General features: G+C 41.5%; 14 protein-coding genes. 8 read left to right on the forward strand and 6 right to left on the reverse strand.

The genetic code is table 11. The features are described 5' to 3' along the window. Positions 1–131 precede the first annotated feature (131 nt). Positions 132–743, reverse strand: a complete 612-nt coding sequence (locus tag DDZ16_RS11935) for an RNA polymerase sigma factor (RefSeq protein WP_109264701.1) — start codon at positions 741–743, stop codon at positions 132–134. Next, positions 734–1,870, reverse strand: coding sequence for a glycosyltransferase (locus DDZ16_RS11940; RefSeq protein ID WP_109264724.1), 1,137 nt, complete (start codon positions 1,868–1,870; stop codon positions 734–736). Before DDZ16_RS11940 ends, DDZ16_RS11935 begins: the two co-directional genes overlap by 10 nt. Before the next feature lie 288 nt (positions 1,871–2,158). On the opposite strand from DDZ16_RS11940, the gene tgt reads away from it, so the two are divergent. From tgt to DDZ16_RS11965, 5 genes are all read left to right on the forward strand, one after another. Then, entirely contained in the window at positions 2,159–3,289 is a 1,131-nt protein-coding gene (tgt, locus tag DDZ16_RS11945) for a tRNA guanosine(34) transglycosylase Tgt (RefSeq protein WP_109264702.1), read from the forward strand. Positions 3,290–3,334: 45 nt separating this feature from the next. Beyond that, positions 3,335–4,414 carry an LptF/LptG family permease gene (locus DDZ16_RS11950; RefSeq protein WP_109264703.1) on the forward strand — a complete coding sequence of 360 codons (1,080 nt, stop codon included), beginning with the start codon at positions 3,335–3,337 and terminating at the stop codon, positions 4,412–4,414. 487 nt (positions 4,415–4,901) lie between these two features. After that, a complete protein-coding gene (locus DDZ16_RS11955) occupies positions 4,902–6,446 on the forward strand; it encodes an acyl-CoA carboxylase subunit beta (protein ID WP_109264704.1) in 1,545 nt (514 codons plus the stop codon). A 124-nt stretch (positions 6,447–6,570) separates the two neighbouring features. Then, positions 6,571–6,891 (forward strand): acetyl-CoA carboxylase biotin carboxyl carrier protein subunit, encoded by a 321-nt coding sequence (locus DDZ16_RS11960; protein WP_109264705.1) that lies wholly within the window; start codon positions 6,571–6,573, stop codon positions 6,889–6,891. Between the two features lie 183 nt (positions 6,892–7,074). Then, a complete protein-coding gene (locus tag DDZ16_RS11965) occupies positions 7,075–7,242 on the forward strand; it encodes a DUF362 domain-containing protein (RefSeq protein ID WP_109264706.1) in 168 nt (55 codons plus the stop codon). Positions 7,243–7,298: 56 nt separating this feature from the next. On the opposite strand, the gene DDZ16_RS11970 is transcribed toward DDZ16_RS11965, so the two are convergent. Both DDZ16_RS11970 and gldB read right to left on the reverse strand, forming a co-directional pair. Beyond that, the gene (locus tag DDZ16_RS11970) at positions 7,299–8,663 is read right to left on the reverse strand and encodes a 5-formyltetrahydrofolate cyclo-ligase (protein WP_109264707.1); all 1,365 of its coding nucleotides are present in this window, start codon (positions 8,661–8,663) and stop codon (positions 7,299–7,301) included. 11 nt (positions 8,664–8,674) lie between these two features. Beyond that, positions 8,675–9,679, reverse strand: coding sequence for a gliding motility lipoprotein GldB (gldB, locus tag DDZ16_RS11975; protein ID WP_109264708.1), 1,005 nt, complete (start codon positions 9,677–9,679; stop codon positions 8,675–8,677). 305 nt (positions 9,680–9,984) lie between these two features. Between gldB and DDZ16_RS11980 the strand changes: the two genes are divergently transcribed. Next, positions 9,985–10,638 (forward strand): porin family protein, encoded by a 654-nt coding sequence (locus tag DDZ16_RS11980; RefSeq protein WP_109264709.1) that lies wholly within the window; start codon positions 9,985–9,987, stop codon positions 10,636–10,638. A 108-nt stretch (positions 10,639–10,746) separates the two neighbouring features. Continuing rightward, positions 10,747–12,405: an NAD+ synthase gene (locus tag DDZ16_RS11985; protein ID WP_109264710.1), complete on the forward strand. Its 1,659-nt coding sequence runs from the start codon at positions 10,747–10,749 to the stop codon at positions 12,403–12,405. A gap of 331 nt (positions 12,406–12,736) precedes the next feature. Here DDZ16_RS11985 and ispE read toward each other — a convergent pair whose 3' ends face one another. Beyond that, positions 12,737–13,558 (reverse strand): 4-(cytidine 5'-diphospho)-2-C-methyl-D-erythritol kinase, encoded by an 822-nt coding sequence (gene ispE, locus DDZ16_RS11990; protein ID WP_198416706.1) that lies wholly within the window; start codon positions 13,556–13,558, stop codon positions 12,737–12,739. A gap of 69 nt (positions 13,559–13,627) precedes the next feature. Between ispE and DDZ16_RS11995 the strand changes: the two genes are divergently transcribed. Further along, the gene (locus DDZ16_RS11995; protein ID WP_109264711.1) at positions 13,628–15,247 is read left to right on the forward strand and encodes a beta-N-acetylhexosaminidase; all 1,620 of its coding nucleotides are present in this window, start codon (positions 13,628–13,630) and stop codon (positions 15,245–15,247) included. Positions 15,248–15,587: 340 nt separating this feature from the next. Here the strand turns inward: DDZ16_RS11995 and DDZ16_RS12000 are convergent, their stop codons facing one another. Continuing rightward, a complete protein-coding gene (locus DDZ16_RS12000; RefSeq protein WP_109264712.1) occupies positions 15,588–15,893 on the reverse strand; it encodes a transposase in 306 nt (101 codons plus the stop codon). Positions 15,894–16,196: the final 303 nt, after the last annotated feature.

The raw sequence follows: 16,196 nt of genomic DNA on the forward strand, positions 1-16,196 counted from the left end.
GTTGTCTGTGAGGGGCAATGACTTGATTTTTTTTAAGCCACTGCAAATGTGTTATACCTGAATAAAAGGCTTCTGTAATATTCGAAACCAATTTCCGGGGTTAAAAATCTTTGTTGAAAATGGAATAGACGTCAATGTTTCTTGACTTCAGAGTTTTTAAGTGTGTTGAAAAGTAGTTCGCGGGCCCTGAACAGTTGTGCTTTAACCGTTCCCAAAGGGAGATCCAGTTCATCTGATATTTCTTCGTAAGAGTATTCTTTGAAATATCTTAGTTCAATCAGTGTACGGTAACGTGGTTTTAATTTTTTCACCACTGTACGCATGAGTACTACCTTTTGCGACCTGATCATGAACTCTTCAGGGTCCGGGGTTTCATCTTTGAGGTGAACCTGGGGTTCAGTTTCTTTTTCTTCTGAACTAAAACTCCCGTCAATGCTGACGTGATTGTTTCGCTTTTTGCGCAGGTAGTCAATGCAATTATTTGAGGCTATTTTAAACAACCAGGTACTAAATGCATAATTTGGAGAATACTGACTCAGGTTTTTGAATGCTTTTCCGAAAGCTTCTATGGTAAGATCCTCTGCATCCGTCTTATTGTTGATCATTTTGAGCAGCATGAAATAGATGGCATCGCGATAACGCGCCATAAGCTCTGCGTAAGCTTTTTGGTCACCTTCCACAGCTTTCTCAACCAATTCAAGGTCATACCTTGCCTTGTCTGATAAGTTCGGATTTATTTCCATTTCCTTTTTTTTGACCCTGTCAGATTTTCGAAATGAATAAAACCGAGGATTATTGGTTGAATAATGTCAAACAAAAACAATCCCCAGAATATTTTTCCCATTCCGGTTTTATCTGCCGCCTTTTTCCACAATAATAATTTGAATAACAACAATAGTAATGAAAAAGGCAATACTATTGTTGCAAAATTAGGAAAAAATATAAAAATAACAGTAAGAGTCCAGAATAATTCCCTTGTTAAGGGTTCCATTATCAGCGGGGATTTGGTGCCTGTACTGTAATGAGCGGAGGTTGAAAGGTGCCTTTGTTTTTGCTCTTTCCATTTTTTAAACGATCGGGGCGGAACACTCAATGTGTGAGCTTTGGAGTTTAGGCAAACAGCAGTGTTCGATTTGGTTGCAGCTTCCTGAACAAATAGATCGTCATCTCCGGAAGCAATATAGATGTGTTTTTTAAATCCCTTGGTTCGGTTAAACAGCGTTTTGGTATATGCCATATTCCTGCCTGTGGCCATGTATGGTTTGCCGCTAAGGGCAAATCCCAGATATTGCATGGCAATGGTAAAAGTGTCATATCTAAGCCATAAATTGTTTAACCCTTTCTCTTTTTTGTAATTGCCAATGCCGAGGGTTAATTCTTTATCCTGCTGAATGAGCGATGATACCATGTGCCTCAACCACTCCTCAGAGGATGGTTGGCAATCTGCATCTGTCATAACCATATGCTCGTGTTTGGCTGCTTTAATGCCTAACGATAGCGGCAATTTTTTTCCATGGTAAAACTTTTTGTCAGGAGCAATCGTGGTATAGTACAAATTATCGTATTTGGCTTTAAACCGCGCAAGTACCATGTCGGTTTCATCCTCGGAGCCATCATTAACCACCACCACCTGAAACTCCGGATAATCCTGTTCCAGTACTGAGGGCAAAAACTTTTCCAGATTTTTGGCTTCATTGCGTGCGCTGATGACGACAGATACAGGAGGGAGCGACTCAGAGATTGGTGCTTCGGTTTGGTATAAGGCCACTGGTCTGATTCTTCTTAAAAGAAACACAAATTGCCATATCCAAACAAATCCCATAAGGGATAAGGCGATGATTTCAAGTGTGTTTGGTTGTGGAATGTTCATAATTATCATTGGTAATGAAGGCCAAAAGTGCGATTTTTTTTCTTACGTTACAATTAACCTACCGTAAAAACGGTCAAGACTTATATCTTTGCAACTTTAAATCTAACCTGAACGATTTGCGAACTTTTCTGGTTATGAATAAAGTTCGGTTTAAACTGGGCCTTGCTACAGCTAAACTTAAAAAAAGTATTTGCTGAATCCTGGTTGCTGTGGCAATCAGGGATTATTTGCATGAATAACCCGGGCAAAATTTTATATTGACTTACCATAGAGGGCAATCCAAAACAGATGCAATTTACACTCGAAAAAACAGATAATCAAACCTCAGCCCGTGCAGGGGAAATCATCACTGATCATGGAAAGATTCCTACCCCGGTATTTATGCCTGTGGGGACTGTGGGTTCTGTAAAAGGAATTCATGTAAAAGACCTTGAGGAGGAAGTGAAGGCTCATATTATATTGGGCAATACTTATCATTTATACCTTCGCCCGGGGCTTGATGTCTTAAAGCAGGCGGGTGGTCTCCATCGATTTAACGGCTGGAACAGGCCAATACTGACCGATAGTGGAGGATTTCAGGTGTTTTCATTGAGCGATAAGCGGAAACTCTCTCATGAGGGGGCTGAGTTCCGGTCTCATCTGGATGGATCGAAGCATATGTTTACGCCTGAAAATGTTGTAGATATACAAAGAGTTATTGGAGCAGATATTATTATGGCATTCGATGAATGCCCTCCGGGGGATTCAGACTTTAAATACGCGTTTCAGTCCATGGAGTTGACCCATAAATGGCTGAAGCGTGGAATTGAACGTTTTGATTCTACCGATCCTGTTTATGATTACAGTCAAACCTTCTTTCCCATTGTTCAGGGGGGCAGCTTTCCAGAACTTAGAAGAAAGTCAGCAGAGTACATCGCTTCTTTTAACCGGGAAGGGAATGCCATCGGCGGACTAGCCGTAGGAGAGCCCGAGGAGGTGATGTATGAAATGGTTGAAGTAGTCAACGATATTCTTCCTGAGGATAAACCCCGTTACCTGATGGGGGTGGGAAACCCGGTAAATATACTGGAAGCCATTAGCCGTGGAGTGGATATGTTCGACTGCGTAATGCCTACACGTAATGGCAGAAATGGTATGCTTTTTACCAGCCGGGGAATCATCAATATAAAAAATGAGAAATGGAAAGCTGATTTTTCTCCCATTGATCCCGACGGACACTGTTCGTTTGATACATTATATTCCAAATCTTACTTGCGGCACCTGTTTGTTTCGCGTGAGATGTTGGGGCCACAAATTGCGTCTATTCACAACTTATCTTTTTATCTTTGGTTGGTTACTGAAGCCCGAAGGCAGATTCAGAATGATACCTTTGCAGCATGGAAAGACGGCATGGTGAAACAACTGGCAAGGCGTTTGTAATAATGAGTTGAATTTTTGTTCTTTTGTAGCATTAATAAGGTCGTTTTGAGGAAATTAGATTTTTACATACTAAAAAAGTTTCTGGGAACTTTCTTCTTTGCCATTATGCTTATTTTAAGCATTTCTGTAGTGTTCGATCTGGCAGAGAAAATTGATGACTTTTTGGAGACCAACGCCCCACTGGAGGCTATTTTGTTTGATTATTACCAGAATTTCATACCGTATTTTGCCAATCTGTTTACCCCGCTATTTGTTTTTATTGCTGTCATTTTCTTTACCTCAAAGATGGCTTACGATACCGAAATTATTGCCATTCTTTCAAGCGGGGTGAGTTTTAAAAGATTAATGTACCCCTATTTTATGGGGGCAGCCATCCTTACAGCTTTTTCTTATGTTATGGGCGGTTATATTATTCCTCCGGCCAATAAAGTCAGAATTGATTTTGAAAATACCTATGTAAAAGAGATCAGGGAAACCGGGATGAATAACATACATATGCAGATTGAACCCGGTTTGTTTATTTACATGAGGCGTTACTCCAGTTACAGAGAAAGGGGAGATGATTTCAGCCTGGAGAAAATTGATGGCAAAGATTTAAAATTTAAGATCACGGCAGAAAGGGTTTCTTACGACAGTACCGATGGAAAATGGATTTTTGAAGATTATGTTCGCAGAGATTTTCTCGAAGACGGTGGTATGAAAATAACCAAAGGAGAAAAGATGGATACCCTGGTGAATATGAAACCGGCCGATTTTAAAGAAGAAAGAAAGTTTTTTGAAACGATGACCAACCCTGAGCTGGATGCCTACATCACAGAACAGCGCGAAAGAGGGGTTGGCAATATTGAACCTTATTTGATTGAAAAGCACCGCCGGATTGCTTCGCCTTTTTCTGCATTTATTCTCACATTGATAGGTGTTTCTCTGGCTTCACGAAAAACCCGGGGGGGAATGGGACTTCATATTGGGGTTGGCATTGCCCTTAGTTTTTCGTATATTTTGTTCATGACCATATCCACTACATTTGCCATTAATGGCAATTTGTCTCCAGTTGTGGCAACCTGGTTACCCAATTTTGTGTTTGCAGGCGTTGGTGTGCTCTTATATTACAGAGCGCCCAAATAGCCCTGCAGAAAAAGTCAAAAGGGCAAAATTTACAAGCCGGCCAACCGAATGAGTATTGAAATACTTCGAGATTCGGGCGGTGAGGTAAATTTTAGTCTTTTGATTAGCGATTTTCAAATTGTCAATTGCGAAGAAGGCCGGGTGTTTAATAATCCCTTTAATACTATCGTGCTTAAATAGTGGAGTTAGGAATAATGCATTTTTTAATTCTTTTCTTTCGTGCGATTTAACCTGATTTTTTGATTGTCTGAATCGTTTATCCCTTTGATAAAGGGAATAATCATATTATTTGCCTTTGCCTTGCTCTGTGAAAAAAATAGTCTAAATTTTAGTTGCTGTTAATCAGTGTTTTGAGATGTTTTTTGTTAAATTATTCAAATTTTCATGCATCTCTTTAATGTAAATTTAGTAATTATGCACCCTGATTTTATCAACACATTCATTATTGATGGTTGATTGTTAGGTGATTAACCAAAACTTTTTGAGTATGTCATTAAAAAAGTACATCCTTGACCTTCGGAAAAGGAGAGAAAGAGTACAGCAGGGAGGTGGCGAAAAAGCCATTGAGAAACAAACTGCAATGGGTAAAATGACCGCCCGCGAGCGAATTCTGGCCTTGCTGGACAAAGATTCTTTTACCGAGTATGACCTTTTTGTTGAGCACGAAGCACGTGACTTCGGTATGGACAAAAAGCAATTGCATGGTGATGGTGTAATAATTGGTACCGGAACCATTTATGGTGCACCGGTATGTGTGTTTGCGCAGGATTTTACGGTTGCAGGTGGTTCTTTGGGACTTATGCACGCCCGTAAGATCACCAAAATCATGGACCATGCATTGAAAATGAGGGTGCCACTTATTGGTATCAACGACTCTGGTGGTGCACGTATCCAGGAAGGTGTTAACTCTCTTGCAGGATATGGTGAGATCTTCTATCGAAACACCATTGCATCAGGCGTTATTCCTCAGATTTCGGTAATTCTCGGACCATGTGCCGGAGGCGCTGTATACTCGCCTGCACTGACTGACTTTGTGTTTACTGTAGACAAAATCAGTAAGATGTTTATTACCGGACCAAGTGTAATCAAGACCGTTCTGGGAGAGGAAATCTCTATGGAAGATCTTGGTGGTGCCCGTGTTCATGCCGAGATTACCGGTAATGCGCACTTCTTTGCTGAAAGTGAGCAGGAATGTTTCGACCAGATTAAAAAGCTTATTACCTACATTCCATGGAATAATAAGCAGAAGGCCAAGGCTTTCCCGCCGAAGCCGCCAAAGTTCAAGAAGAATATTGATGACATCATTCCCGGAGATCCGCGTCAGCCTTATGATGTGAGGGATGTTATCAAAGCTATAGCTGATGATTCTGACTTTTTCGAAATTCAGGAACTGTTTGCTGCCAATATTGTAATCGGATTTGGGCGCATGAACGGAGAAACTGTAGGTTTTGTAGCTAACCAACCTCTGGTTCTCGCAGGAGTACTGGATACAGACAGCTCTGATAAAGCCGCTCGTTTTATTCGTTACTGTGATGCCTTCAATATTCCTATTATTACACTTGAAGACATGCCCGGATATCTGCCTGGTATTGACCAGGAGCATGCAGGTGTAATTCGTCACGGAGCTAAAGTTCTTTACGCTTACTCAGAAGCAACTGTGCCTAAAATAACAGTGATTCTTAGAAAAGCTTATGGCGGAGGTTACATTGCGATGAACTCGCGGCATATGCATGCTGACTTCATGTTTGCATGGCCTACTGCCGAGATTGCGGTTATGGGACCTGAAGGTGCTGCCAACATTATCTTCAAGAAAGAAATTGAGGAGGCCGATAATCCTGATGAAATGCGTAAGCTTAAGGTGCAGGAGTATAAAGAGAAATTTGCTAATCCTTATGTGGCTGCTGCCAAAGGGTATATTGACTCAGTTATTGAGCCTGATGAAACCCGTCAGATGTTGCTGCACGCTCTTGATGTTTCTGTTAGCAAAGAGGACCATCGTCCTGATAAAAAGCACGGAGTACCACCATTTTAACAAAAGAATGGCATTTGACCGTGTGGCATAAAGCCTTTCAAAGCCATTTTATTTTAATAATGGGGCTTTGACGAATCATAAAATACCGGTGTTCCGGTCATTATGAATTTAAAAATGTGCAATTATGAAGGATGATAATCAAGAATTGGCCGATTTTCAGGTTCACAGTCTTAAATACAAGACACGACTGACCAGAAAATATAAAGAGCGTAAGCCATATGAAGTTCCCAATCCTATGGAGCTTCGCTCCGTTATTCCCGGCACTGTTGTAGATATTAAAGCTAAGGAAGGACAGAGCCTGAAGGAAGGGGAGGTAATTTTGTTGCTCGAAGCCATGAAGATGATCAATGAAATTCACATGCCTTTTGATGCAAAGATTAAAAAGATCCATGTTGAAAAAGGGCAGGGAATTGCTAAGAACTACCTGATGGTGGAGTTGGAGTAAGAGCTTTCACGCTAAAGACTTAAGCAGCCGGTAGCCCTGAGGTGCCGGCTGTTTTATTTCAGATAGAATGCTATTTAAAACACTTACAAATTACCTTATTTAGAAGGGTTTCTTTTTTTTTAAAAGAAAAAAGCAGATAATTTTGTCTGCGAATAATCATCTAATCATTAAAAAAGAAAGACAATGGCATACGTAATTAATGACGATTGTATTGCATGCGGTACCTGCATTGATGAGTGCCCGGTAGATGCTATCTCTGAAGGTGAGATCTATAAAATTGATGCTGAATTGTGTACCGATTGTGGTTCTTGTGCTGATGTTTGCCCTACTGAGGCCATACTTCCCGCATAAGTTTTACAAAAAGATTTAAAAAAACCCGTCTGCACTTAACAGATGGGTTTTTTGTTTTATAGTGGTTTGTATATGACTCTGTCCAACGGGATATCATGAGCTTCTATGGGAATCTTATCCACCATTTGAAAGGGAAATGCAAGCCCTATCTTTTGTGCCTGCTCCAGAAAGGGCAGCGTCCGGTCGTAATATCCGCCACCCCGGCCCATACGAAAACCATTTTCTGTGAATGCAATTCCAGGCACGATGGCCAGGTCAATTATATCCAAATCGCAAGCAACAGGGCCGGTGGGCTCCTCTATGCCAAAAGAATCTTCTGAAGTTAATGATTCTATACCTGTGTATTCTCTTAGTTCCAGATGATCACCAACAATTCGGGGCAGGATAAATGTCTTTTCTTTCCTCCATTTCTCAATGAATTCATGTGTCGGCACTTCATTGGGCAATGACCAGTAGATAAATATCTTTTTTGCCTTCTGAAATTCCGGAATTTTTTCAAGCTGATGAATGACATCGAAACCAATCGCTTTAAGTGCTTCCAGGGTATATTGCTTTTTTAGCTTTCTGATGTGTTTGCGAAGGCTCTTTTTCTGTTGTTGCAGACTTGGTGTATTTGGCGTTTCTCCAAGTGTGTAAATGTCCTCTCTCCTATCATCAAAGGCATCATTCATTGGCGTCATTTGCTTTTCGAGCGCCTCATTTAGATTGATTTCAAATGCTTTTCCTGCCTCTTCATTCTCAGTGAAATTCAAAAGATATTCTCCTTTTGGATTAACAAAAACCGACTGCCCCGTGAACTCGAGATCTCCGTCCTTACCTATGCGGTTGGTAGTGGCAATAAAAATGCGGTTATTGAGCGAAATTCCCGGCATGGCAGATTGGCAAAATGGCAAAACAAGATTGGATGGATGGCAAATCAGTTGGGCGCCTTTTAATGCCATTATTCTCCAGACTTCAGGAAACATCCAGTCGAAGCAGACCAGTATGCCGATTTTTCCAAAAGGCGTGTCAAATAATGGGATTCCCATATTTCCGGGAGTAAAGAAGAGTTTTTCTCTATTGAATAAATGCAGCTTTCGGTATATTCCTTCCAAACCGTCCGGACTAATTAAAACAGCACTGTTGTATAATTTGTCACCATCCCTTTCATTAATGCCGGATACAATCCAGGTATTGAGGCTTTGGGCTTTTTGATTAAGGAAAGTGATAAATTCACTGTTATCAAGCTCTTCAGAACAGGCCATGGCTTCTTCAAATGTAGAAAAATTGTATCCCGAAGACGCCAGTTCCGGTAATACCCATATATCAGCCTTTTCGCTGTTGCTTAGTAAGTTGTCAATTTTGTCAATATTGGCTGAGATATTGCCCCTTTGTGGAGCAAACTGCAAAAGACCGACTTTTGTGTTTGAAGAATGACTCATGGTTGAAACGTTTAGGGTCGATAAGCTGCTTTGGCCAGTATCTTATGAGGATCGGTTTGTTGCATCATTTCCCTGAAGCTTTTGCCGGGGTGTTCATCTATCCATGATTGCATAAGCTGATATCCCAGATATCGCCCGGTTCGTCCGGGAGACTCCTGTCCAAAAACACTGGTGAATGGCGCTTCCCCTACATATTTTCTGATAAGCATGGGGTCTGTCGAGAACAGGTGCTTATATTCTACAATGGAGCTCCACATAAAATCTTCATTCTGTTTGCACCACTCTACTTCGCGGGGGGAATACCCAAAAAGTAAGGAATCAGGAATATCGGGGATGGTATGTTTTACAAATTGAAGAATTTTTCCGTGATAAATCATTTGGCTGATGAGGTCGTCAATGGAATCGTTGTATGCATATTCAGTCATGCCAAGGGCTTTCATTACATCAGGAACCACCATTTCGGGTTTCATTTGGCTGCGCAGATACATGGGGGTGCCCAATCGGTCGTAAAAGACACAATCACGGCCAAGGTATTTTTCCACACTTACTGAAACCCATCCCGAATCAACAACCATGGATTGGTTAAATCCGGAAATGTGGAGATATACATCGGGAACAGTTCTTTCGGGATAATAATAGTTGTAGTAGCGGAAAGCCCTGCCTAAATCATTTTTCAAAGCAGCTTTGTCTGCAAAAACCTCACGACAGGTGTCAACGACCTCCTGATTAGGTGGATACGCCAGAAATTGTGATAAATTTTCTGCGTATTCATCGTCATCCGGATGGCCCACCCCAATTACCCCTTCACTATAGGCTGTCAAATAATCTTTATATTTAGCTTTGAAAGGATCCAGATTTTCCTCTACACTGTCAGGGTCAATGGCAAACAGGTCTTCGTAGAAAGGAATGACTTCGAAGTCCACATCAATGTGCGAAACGTCCGGCGATGAATCAAATATTGAGCATCCTGCAAATGTAAACATTGAAAAAAGAAAAAAAATCCCTGTAAGCCTCATATTTAGCACAACTATTATCTGAAAATTTGTAATTAATCTATCTTTGTCTTTTATTGTTGAAATAATATGTGCTAAGATATTAATTTTAGCCTGAATTACGTTAGTGTCATATCAAGTATAGGATGTATGTTAAGCCGCCGCTATATTGTACCTTGTGTAAATCAACAAAAAAGTAAGCATAGCCATAGCTACGTGAGCCTTTTTTTGAGAAACGCAAGGTAGAAAGAGCAAGGCTTGGTCTGTCAGATTATGCTTGACTTGACACTGGTTGATACGTAATGGTTTACCTGCTTAAAATTTACCTTATGAAGAAATTTATTTTGTCCATAACTTTTTTGGTCGCTTCAGTTGCCTTTATCAACGCACAGGAGGCCAATAGTATCCGTTTGTCTTTTGTTGCAGAACCTCAGTTTTCATGGTTAAAGCCGGATATTGACGGGGTTGAATCCCGGGGAAGCAAAGGAGGCTATAACTTTGGGGTTGTGCTCGATCGTTTCTTTGCCGATAACTATGCGTTTTCGACGGGATTGACAATTAACACCACAGGTGGGAAATTAAGATATACTACGCCCGGGGGGCTGCCGGAAGGGGAGGTTTTACCGGATGGAGCGCCCCAGGGAGATAAGGAATACAAACTTCGGTATATTGAGATTCCTCTGGGTTTGAAATTAAGATCGAATGATTTTAGAAGATCTAACTTTTATGGGCGGTTTGGTCTTACCCCGCAAATAAATATTGAAGCAAGGGATGGGGATGACAACTCCATCAGTGATGAGATAAATATATTCGATTTGGGCTATCATCTGGGGGCTGGCATTGAGTATTCCATTGGTGGGACTAATGCGCTTATGTTCGGGCTGGTTTACCACAATGGCTTTACCGACATAACAGATGAGCCGGGATACGACGATAAAACCGTTCTTAACCGTTTGGTGTTTGAAATAGGGTTTATTTTTTAAGGACGCTGGGGGTTTTGACTTTACGGGTTGATCTTATTCCATATCTGTAGTCTCCCTTTTTCCGGATTCCTGAATCTTACCATTTGAAAATTATTTAAAGACAGCATTATGAAACTGGCTCTGGTACAGTTAAACTACCACATAGGCAACTTTGAAGAAAACAGTAAGAAAATAATACATCACATTCAAAAGGCGAAAGATAGAGGTGTTGATTTAGTGGCTTTTTCAGAGCTGGCCATTTGTGGCTACCCACCACTTGACTTGTTGACAAGACAGGAGTTTGTGGAAGCAGCCATCAGGTCTATTGAGGAAATTGCCACTTATTGCAATGGCATTGCCGCTGTGGTCGGAGGACCAAGCCTGAATCCTCTGGCTCGTGGAAAACAGCTTCATAATTCGGCGTGGTTTCTGGCAGATGGGGAGGTGAAAGAAATAATCCATAAAACGCTTCTGCCAAACTATGATGTGTTTGATGAGTACCGTTATTTTCAGGCCAATCAGGATTTTAGAGTGGTTAACTATAAAGGAAGACGCATTGCTCTTACCATTTGTGAGGATTTATGGGATGATCAGCCAACAGAGGCAGCTTTTGCCAGAAATAGTCTTTACACGTTGTCTCCTATGCAAAAACTGGCTGCATTGAAGGCTGATTTCATGGTTAACATTGCGGCTTCACCATTTTCGTACCATCAGGAAAATGTCAGGAAGCAGGTGGTTTGTAAAAAAGCTGCCGGATATAAGGTGCCGGTTGCATATGTGAATCAGGTTGGTGCCAATACCGAGTTGATTTTTGATGGTGGTTCGATGATGGTCAACAGCGAAGGGAATATTACTCATAAAGTGCCTACTTTCCGTGAAGGATGGGTAGATGTGGAAACCGATGACGTGGATCAGGAAACAACCAACGCTCTGGTGGAAACGGATCCCATTGAATTGATCCATGATGGACTTATTCTGGGTGTCAGGGATTATTTCCGAAAATCGGGCCTCAAGAAAGCCGTGATAGGACTTTCAGGAGGTATTGACTCGGCCGTAACGGCTGCTGTGGCTGTCAAAGCTCTTGGGGCGGAAAATGTACATGGTGTATTGCTGCCATCACAATACAGTTCGGGACACAGTGTAACGGATGCTGAGAAATTGGCCGAAAATCTGGGTATCGAAATAAATACCGTGGCCATCAAAGAAATTTATGAGAGCGTGGAAAATGCTTTAAGCCCGGTTTTTGAAGATCGGGAACCTGATGTAACTGAAGAAAATATTCAGGCCAGGATTCGCGGACTTTTGTTGATGGCTTATTCCAATAAATTTGGTCATATCCTCCTCAATACATCGAATAAAAGTGAAGCGGCCGTTGGGTATGGAACACTTTACGGTGACATGAACGGCGGTTTAAGTGTGTTAGGCGATGTTTATAAAACAGATGTTTTTAAACTGGCCCGTTATTTCAACAGGAATGGAGAGATGGTGCCTGAAAATACCATTGTAAAGCCGCCGTCGGCAGAGCTGCGTCCCGATCAGAAAGACTCTGATTCCTTGCCTGATTATGATGTGCTTGACAGTGTGTTGTTTCGTTATATCGAGTTGAACCATTCGCCTAAGAGTATTATTGAAGAAGGATTTAAAGAAGAGGTGGTTAGGAAAGCGGTTCGCCTTGTCAACTTCAATGAATATAAACGTTTCCAGACACCACCTATTCTCAGGGTTTCGGGCAAAGCATTTGGTGTAGGCCGCCGAATGCCGCTTGTGGCCAAGTACGATAAGCTATAGGTTTTAGGTAGTGCCTGTCTATAAACTAAGTAAAATTTGTTTTTAGTCATGTGTCTGGTCAGAAAGTGCCAGTTGCAAGGCTTGCGAAGCTGCCAAAAGCGGAGTTTACTTGGGTAAATGAGTATTTTGGCAGCAAGCATAACGACGCAAATGGTACTTTATGGACAGACTCTAAGTAGAGGCTAAGGTTGAGTAACAGGAGAAGCTATCTCTCAACCTCAACCTCAACCTCAATCTCAACCTCAATCTCAACCTCAACCTCAATCTCAACCTCAATCTCAACCTCAATCTCAACCTCAATCTCAACCTCAACCTCAGCCTCAACCTCAACCTAAACCTCTATTTCCCCCGACCAGGTTATATACTTCTCCGGCCATTCAATTTCAGGTTGCTTCCTGAATAGTCCGAATACTGCCGATCCACTGCCTGACATTGCAGAATAGAAGGCGCCTTTATTGTAAAACATCTCTTTGATACTTCTCAGTTCTGTGTGTTTTGTGAACGCATTTTCTTCAAAATCATTAATCAATTCGTCTTTCCATATTTCCGGATCTTTAGTCAAAATTTTATCAAGATGAATATACGGTTTTTGTGGTTTGATATTTTGGTAAGCTTCAGGTGTGGAAAGATGAATTGGTGGAATGATTAATTCAATCCATGTTTTAGAGGGTTTCCGGGTTACAGGCTGGAATTCATTGCCAATTCCTGTGGCGATGGTGGGGGTGTTCCGTATAAAAAAAGCACAATCGGCGCCCAGCTTGGCTGCTTTCTTCTCCAAATCTTCAGTAGAAATACCAAGCTTAAATTGTTGGTTCAACAAATTCAGCATAAAAGCAGCATCACTTGATCCTCCACCTAAGCCTGCACCTGAAGGAATAGCTTTATGTAAATGAATCTTTAATGACGGGATTTGATGGTCGTTGCGGAGGAGTTTTAAAGCTTTAATCACAAGATTGTCTTCAGGCTTAGCATCCGTGGGAATACCTGATGTGCTTAGTCCATCATTGGAGGAGTCAGTATTTTCAATAACTTCTAAAACATCTGTAAAACCTTTAACCGGAAAGAAGGCTGTTTCAATATTATGAAAGCCATCCGGCCTTTTTTCGGTAATAAATAGGCCTAAATTGATTTTTGCATTGGGAAATACCACCATAATAATTTAATTTTACTGCAAAGAAACAATAGTTAGCTAAAAAAATAATTAAACAATAAAAAACGCTCCATGAAAATGAGAATTTCCATTTTAACAACCCTGCTTTTAGGGGGATTTTTTTTAATCCTTACCTCCTGCAGGGAATCTTATCCCCCTACAGATATGCATCGAAACAGCGTGATTCCTAAGCCGGTTTCAGTAGTTGCATCCAACGGAACTTTTGTACTGGATGAAGGTACTTCTATTTATGTACAAACCGGGAATGAAGGGCTGAAGAAAAGTGCCGTTTATCTGGCAGAAATGCTTAGAAATGCCACCGGATTTGAACTGGAGATCGAGGAGACAGACGATAAACCCTGGCGAGGCAATATCTTTTTAACTTCTAACGTGAGCGAAACAGAAAACTCCTCAAAGGAGTATTATGAATTAAACATTACTGAAAAACTCGTGACAATTGCTTCAACCGGAGCTGAAGGCAGCTTTTATGGGATTCAGACGCTCAGACAGCTTTTGCCTGCCGGTATAGAAACTGCCGGAGCGCTTGAGGAGCCGCTGCTGTTGCCAACAGGAACGATTAAAGACTGGCCGCAATATGAATACCGTGGAGCAATGCTGGATGTGGCGCGTCACTTTTTTGATGTTGAAACGGTTAAGCGCTTTATTGATTATCTGGCCCTTTACAAAATGAACTTTTTACATTTGCATCTTACCGATGATCAGGGGTGGCGCATCGAGATCGAATCATGGCCCAATCTCACCAAACATGGTGGAAGTACTGAAGTTGGCGGAGGTGAAGGTGGTTACTTCACAAAAGCAGATTACAAAGAGATCATCCAATATGCTGCTGATAAGCATATCACAATTGTTCCGGAGGTGGATATGCCGGGCCACACCAATGCAGCGCTCGCCTCTTATCCTGAACTTAACTGTGACGGAAAAGCGACAGATCTTTACACCGGTATGAAGGTCGGATTTAGCACCCTTTGTACTGATAAAGAGGTAGTTTATGAATTTGTAGACGACGTTGTGCGTGAGATTTCAGAAATGACACCCGGGCCTTACTTCCATATCGGGGGAGACGAATCTCATTCTACTGAACAAGACGATTATGTATATTTCATAAATCGTGCAATGGATATTGTAAAATCATATGGAAAGACGATGATTGGCTGGGATGAAGTTGCTCATGCTGAAATTAATTCAGAAGATGTGGTGCAGTATTGGTCAAAAGAGGAGAATGCCTCGTTAGGTGTTGAGAAGGGGGCTAAGGTTCTGATATCTCCTGCAAAGCATGCTTATCTGGATATGAAATATGATTCGACCACTGTTCTTGGGCTTACCTGGGCAGGAGTAACTGAAGTGGATAAGGCCTATAACTGGTCTCCGGAGAAACTCGTGGATGGCATTACTAAGGAAAATATTCTCGGAGTTGAAGCGCCGTTATGGTCAGAGACAGTGGAGACTTTGGATGATATTGAGTTTTTGATCTTCCCAAGACTTGCCGGGCATGCAGAGGTGGGATGGACTGCCTCCAAAGACAGATCCTGGGATGAATACAAGGAGCGTTTAGGACGTCATCAAAACCGCTTTAAAGCTTTAGGTATTGATTTTTACCAATCACCTCTTGTGCCATGGCAGGACGAAGGGGACTTTTTTGTTCAGGAAGAAAACAAAGGTACTTCTGAATAAATAGGTGGATCTGGGATTAATCGCCAGCGATTTAAAAAAAATAAGGGTTTTGCATGGGAAATGGATTTCTGTGCAAAACCCTTTTTTTAAAAGGCTGTAGTTTTAAAATGCGATTTTCCTAAAGTCCCCGAATGCCCGCCGGTCGCCCTGTCTGCCGGTAGGCAGAAAAGAGAGGGAAATAAATTTAGATACCCCAGGGCATACCTGCCCTGAGTTGAACATTAGGATAAGATTGGTCTCTGAAAAAGGACAACATCTCATAATCCACTACAATACCCGGAACAGTTAGCCCTTTATCAGGGGTCGAACAAAAACATTGATCATCTAAAAAGCCTCCCTCTTACAGAAGAATATCCCTGTCGCTGAAAGCGGTAAATCCGGATAACCCCGGGGCGAAAGTCCCGGGGATTGGATTGCAATAGGTGAGGGCACAGTATCCTGTTCCCCATCTGTTGAAACGGGGAAATACCTTATTTTCTTGTATCCAGAAGGAAGTAGCAGTTTTGATGTCTCTTATAAAATCGGCCAGCGCTATGGACGGATGAAGATCGGTGAGTAAATGAAGGTACTCCTCCATGCCATTGATTCGGAACAGGTTGCATTTTTTTTTCTTTGATAATTCCCCAGATGTAATTATAGAGGTCAGGTAACTTTTCCTGAGTTAAGACTTTCTCGCTGTTTCTGGTTCTAAAGACCAGGTGATAGTAGATTTGGCGGTAGTTTGACATAGTATTTTAGTTAGGTTTGAATTGAATAAGAGCAATATAGTTGATTTTTGGGTGATTCACAATTTACTTATCGGAAAAGTTGGCCCCCTCCGGGGCATAGCCGTCAGGCTAAGCAGATTGATGCAATGGAATATTCACAAAATCAAAGGTTTGGTTTATCATTTCTAATATGTGGATACTCGAAAATGTTTTATTTTTTGGTTCTACATTCTGTTCCTTCC

The sequence above is a fragment of the Marinilabilia rubra genome (assembly GCF_003121985.1).
GTDB classification, from domain to species: domain Bacteria; phylum Bacteroidota; class Bacteroidia; order Bacteroidales; family Marinilabiliaceae; genus Marinilabilia; species Marinilabilia rubra.

Excerpts from the sequence above, each read along its gene's own strand:
- DDZ16_RS11935 (WP_109264701.1), bottom strand. The coding sequence starts at position 743 with ATGGAAATAAATCCGAACTTATCAGACAAGGCAAGGTATGACCTTGAA.
- DDZ16_RS11940 (WP_109264724.1), bottom strand. The coding sequence starts at position 1,870 with ATGAACATTCCACAACCAAACACACTTGAAATCATCGCCTTATCCCTT.
- tgt (WP_109264702.1), top strand. The coding sequence starts at position 2,159 with ATGCAATTTACACTCGAAAAAACAGATAATCAAACCTCAGCCCGTGCA.
- DDZ16_RS11955 (WP_109264704.1), top strand. The coding sequence starts at position 4,902 with ATGTCATTAAAAAAGTACATCCTTGACCTTCGGAAAAGGAGAGAAAGA.
- DDZ16_RS11960 (WP_109264705.1), top strand. The coding sequence starts at position 6,571 with ATGAAGGATGATAATCAAGAATTGGCCGATTTTCAGGTTCACAGTCTT.
- DDZ16_RS11965 (WP_109264706.1), top strand. The coding sequence starts at position 7,075 with ATGGCATACGTAATTAATGACGATTGTATTGCATGCGGTACCTGCATT.
- DDZ16_RS11970 (WP_109264707.1), bottom strand. The coding sequence starts at position 8,663 with ATGAGTCATTCTTCAAACACAAAAGTCGGTCTTTTGCAGTTTGCTCCA.
- gldB (WP_109264708.1), bottom strand. The coding sequence starts at position 9,679 with ATGAGGCTTACAGGGATTTTTTTTCTTTTTTCAATGTTTACATTTGCA.
- DDZ16_RS11980 (WP_109264709.1), top strand. The coding sequence starts at position 9,985 with ATGAAGAAATTTATTTTGTCCATAACTTTTTTGGTCGCTTCAGTTGCC.
- DDZ16_RS11985 (WP_109264710.1), top strand. The coding sequence starts at position 10,747 with ATGAAACTGGCTCTGGTACAGTTAAACTACCACATAGGCAACTTTGAA.
- ispE (WP_198416706.1), bottom strand. The coding sequence starts at position 13,558 with ATGGTGGTATTTCCCAATGCAAAAATCAATTTAGGCCTATTTATTACC.
- DDZ16_RS11995 (WP_109264711.1), top strand. The coding sequence starts at position 13,628 with ATGAAAATGAGAATTTCCATTTTAACAACCCTGCTTTTAGGGGGATTT.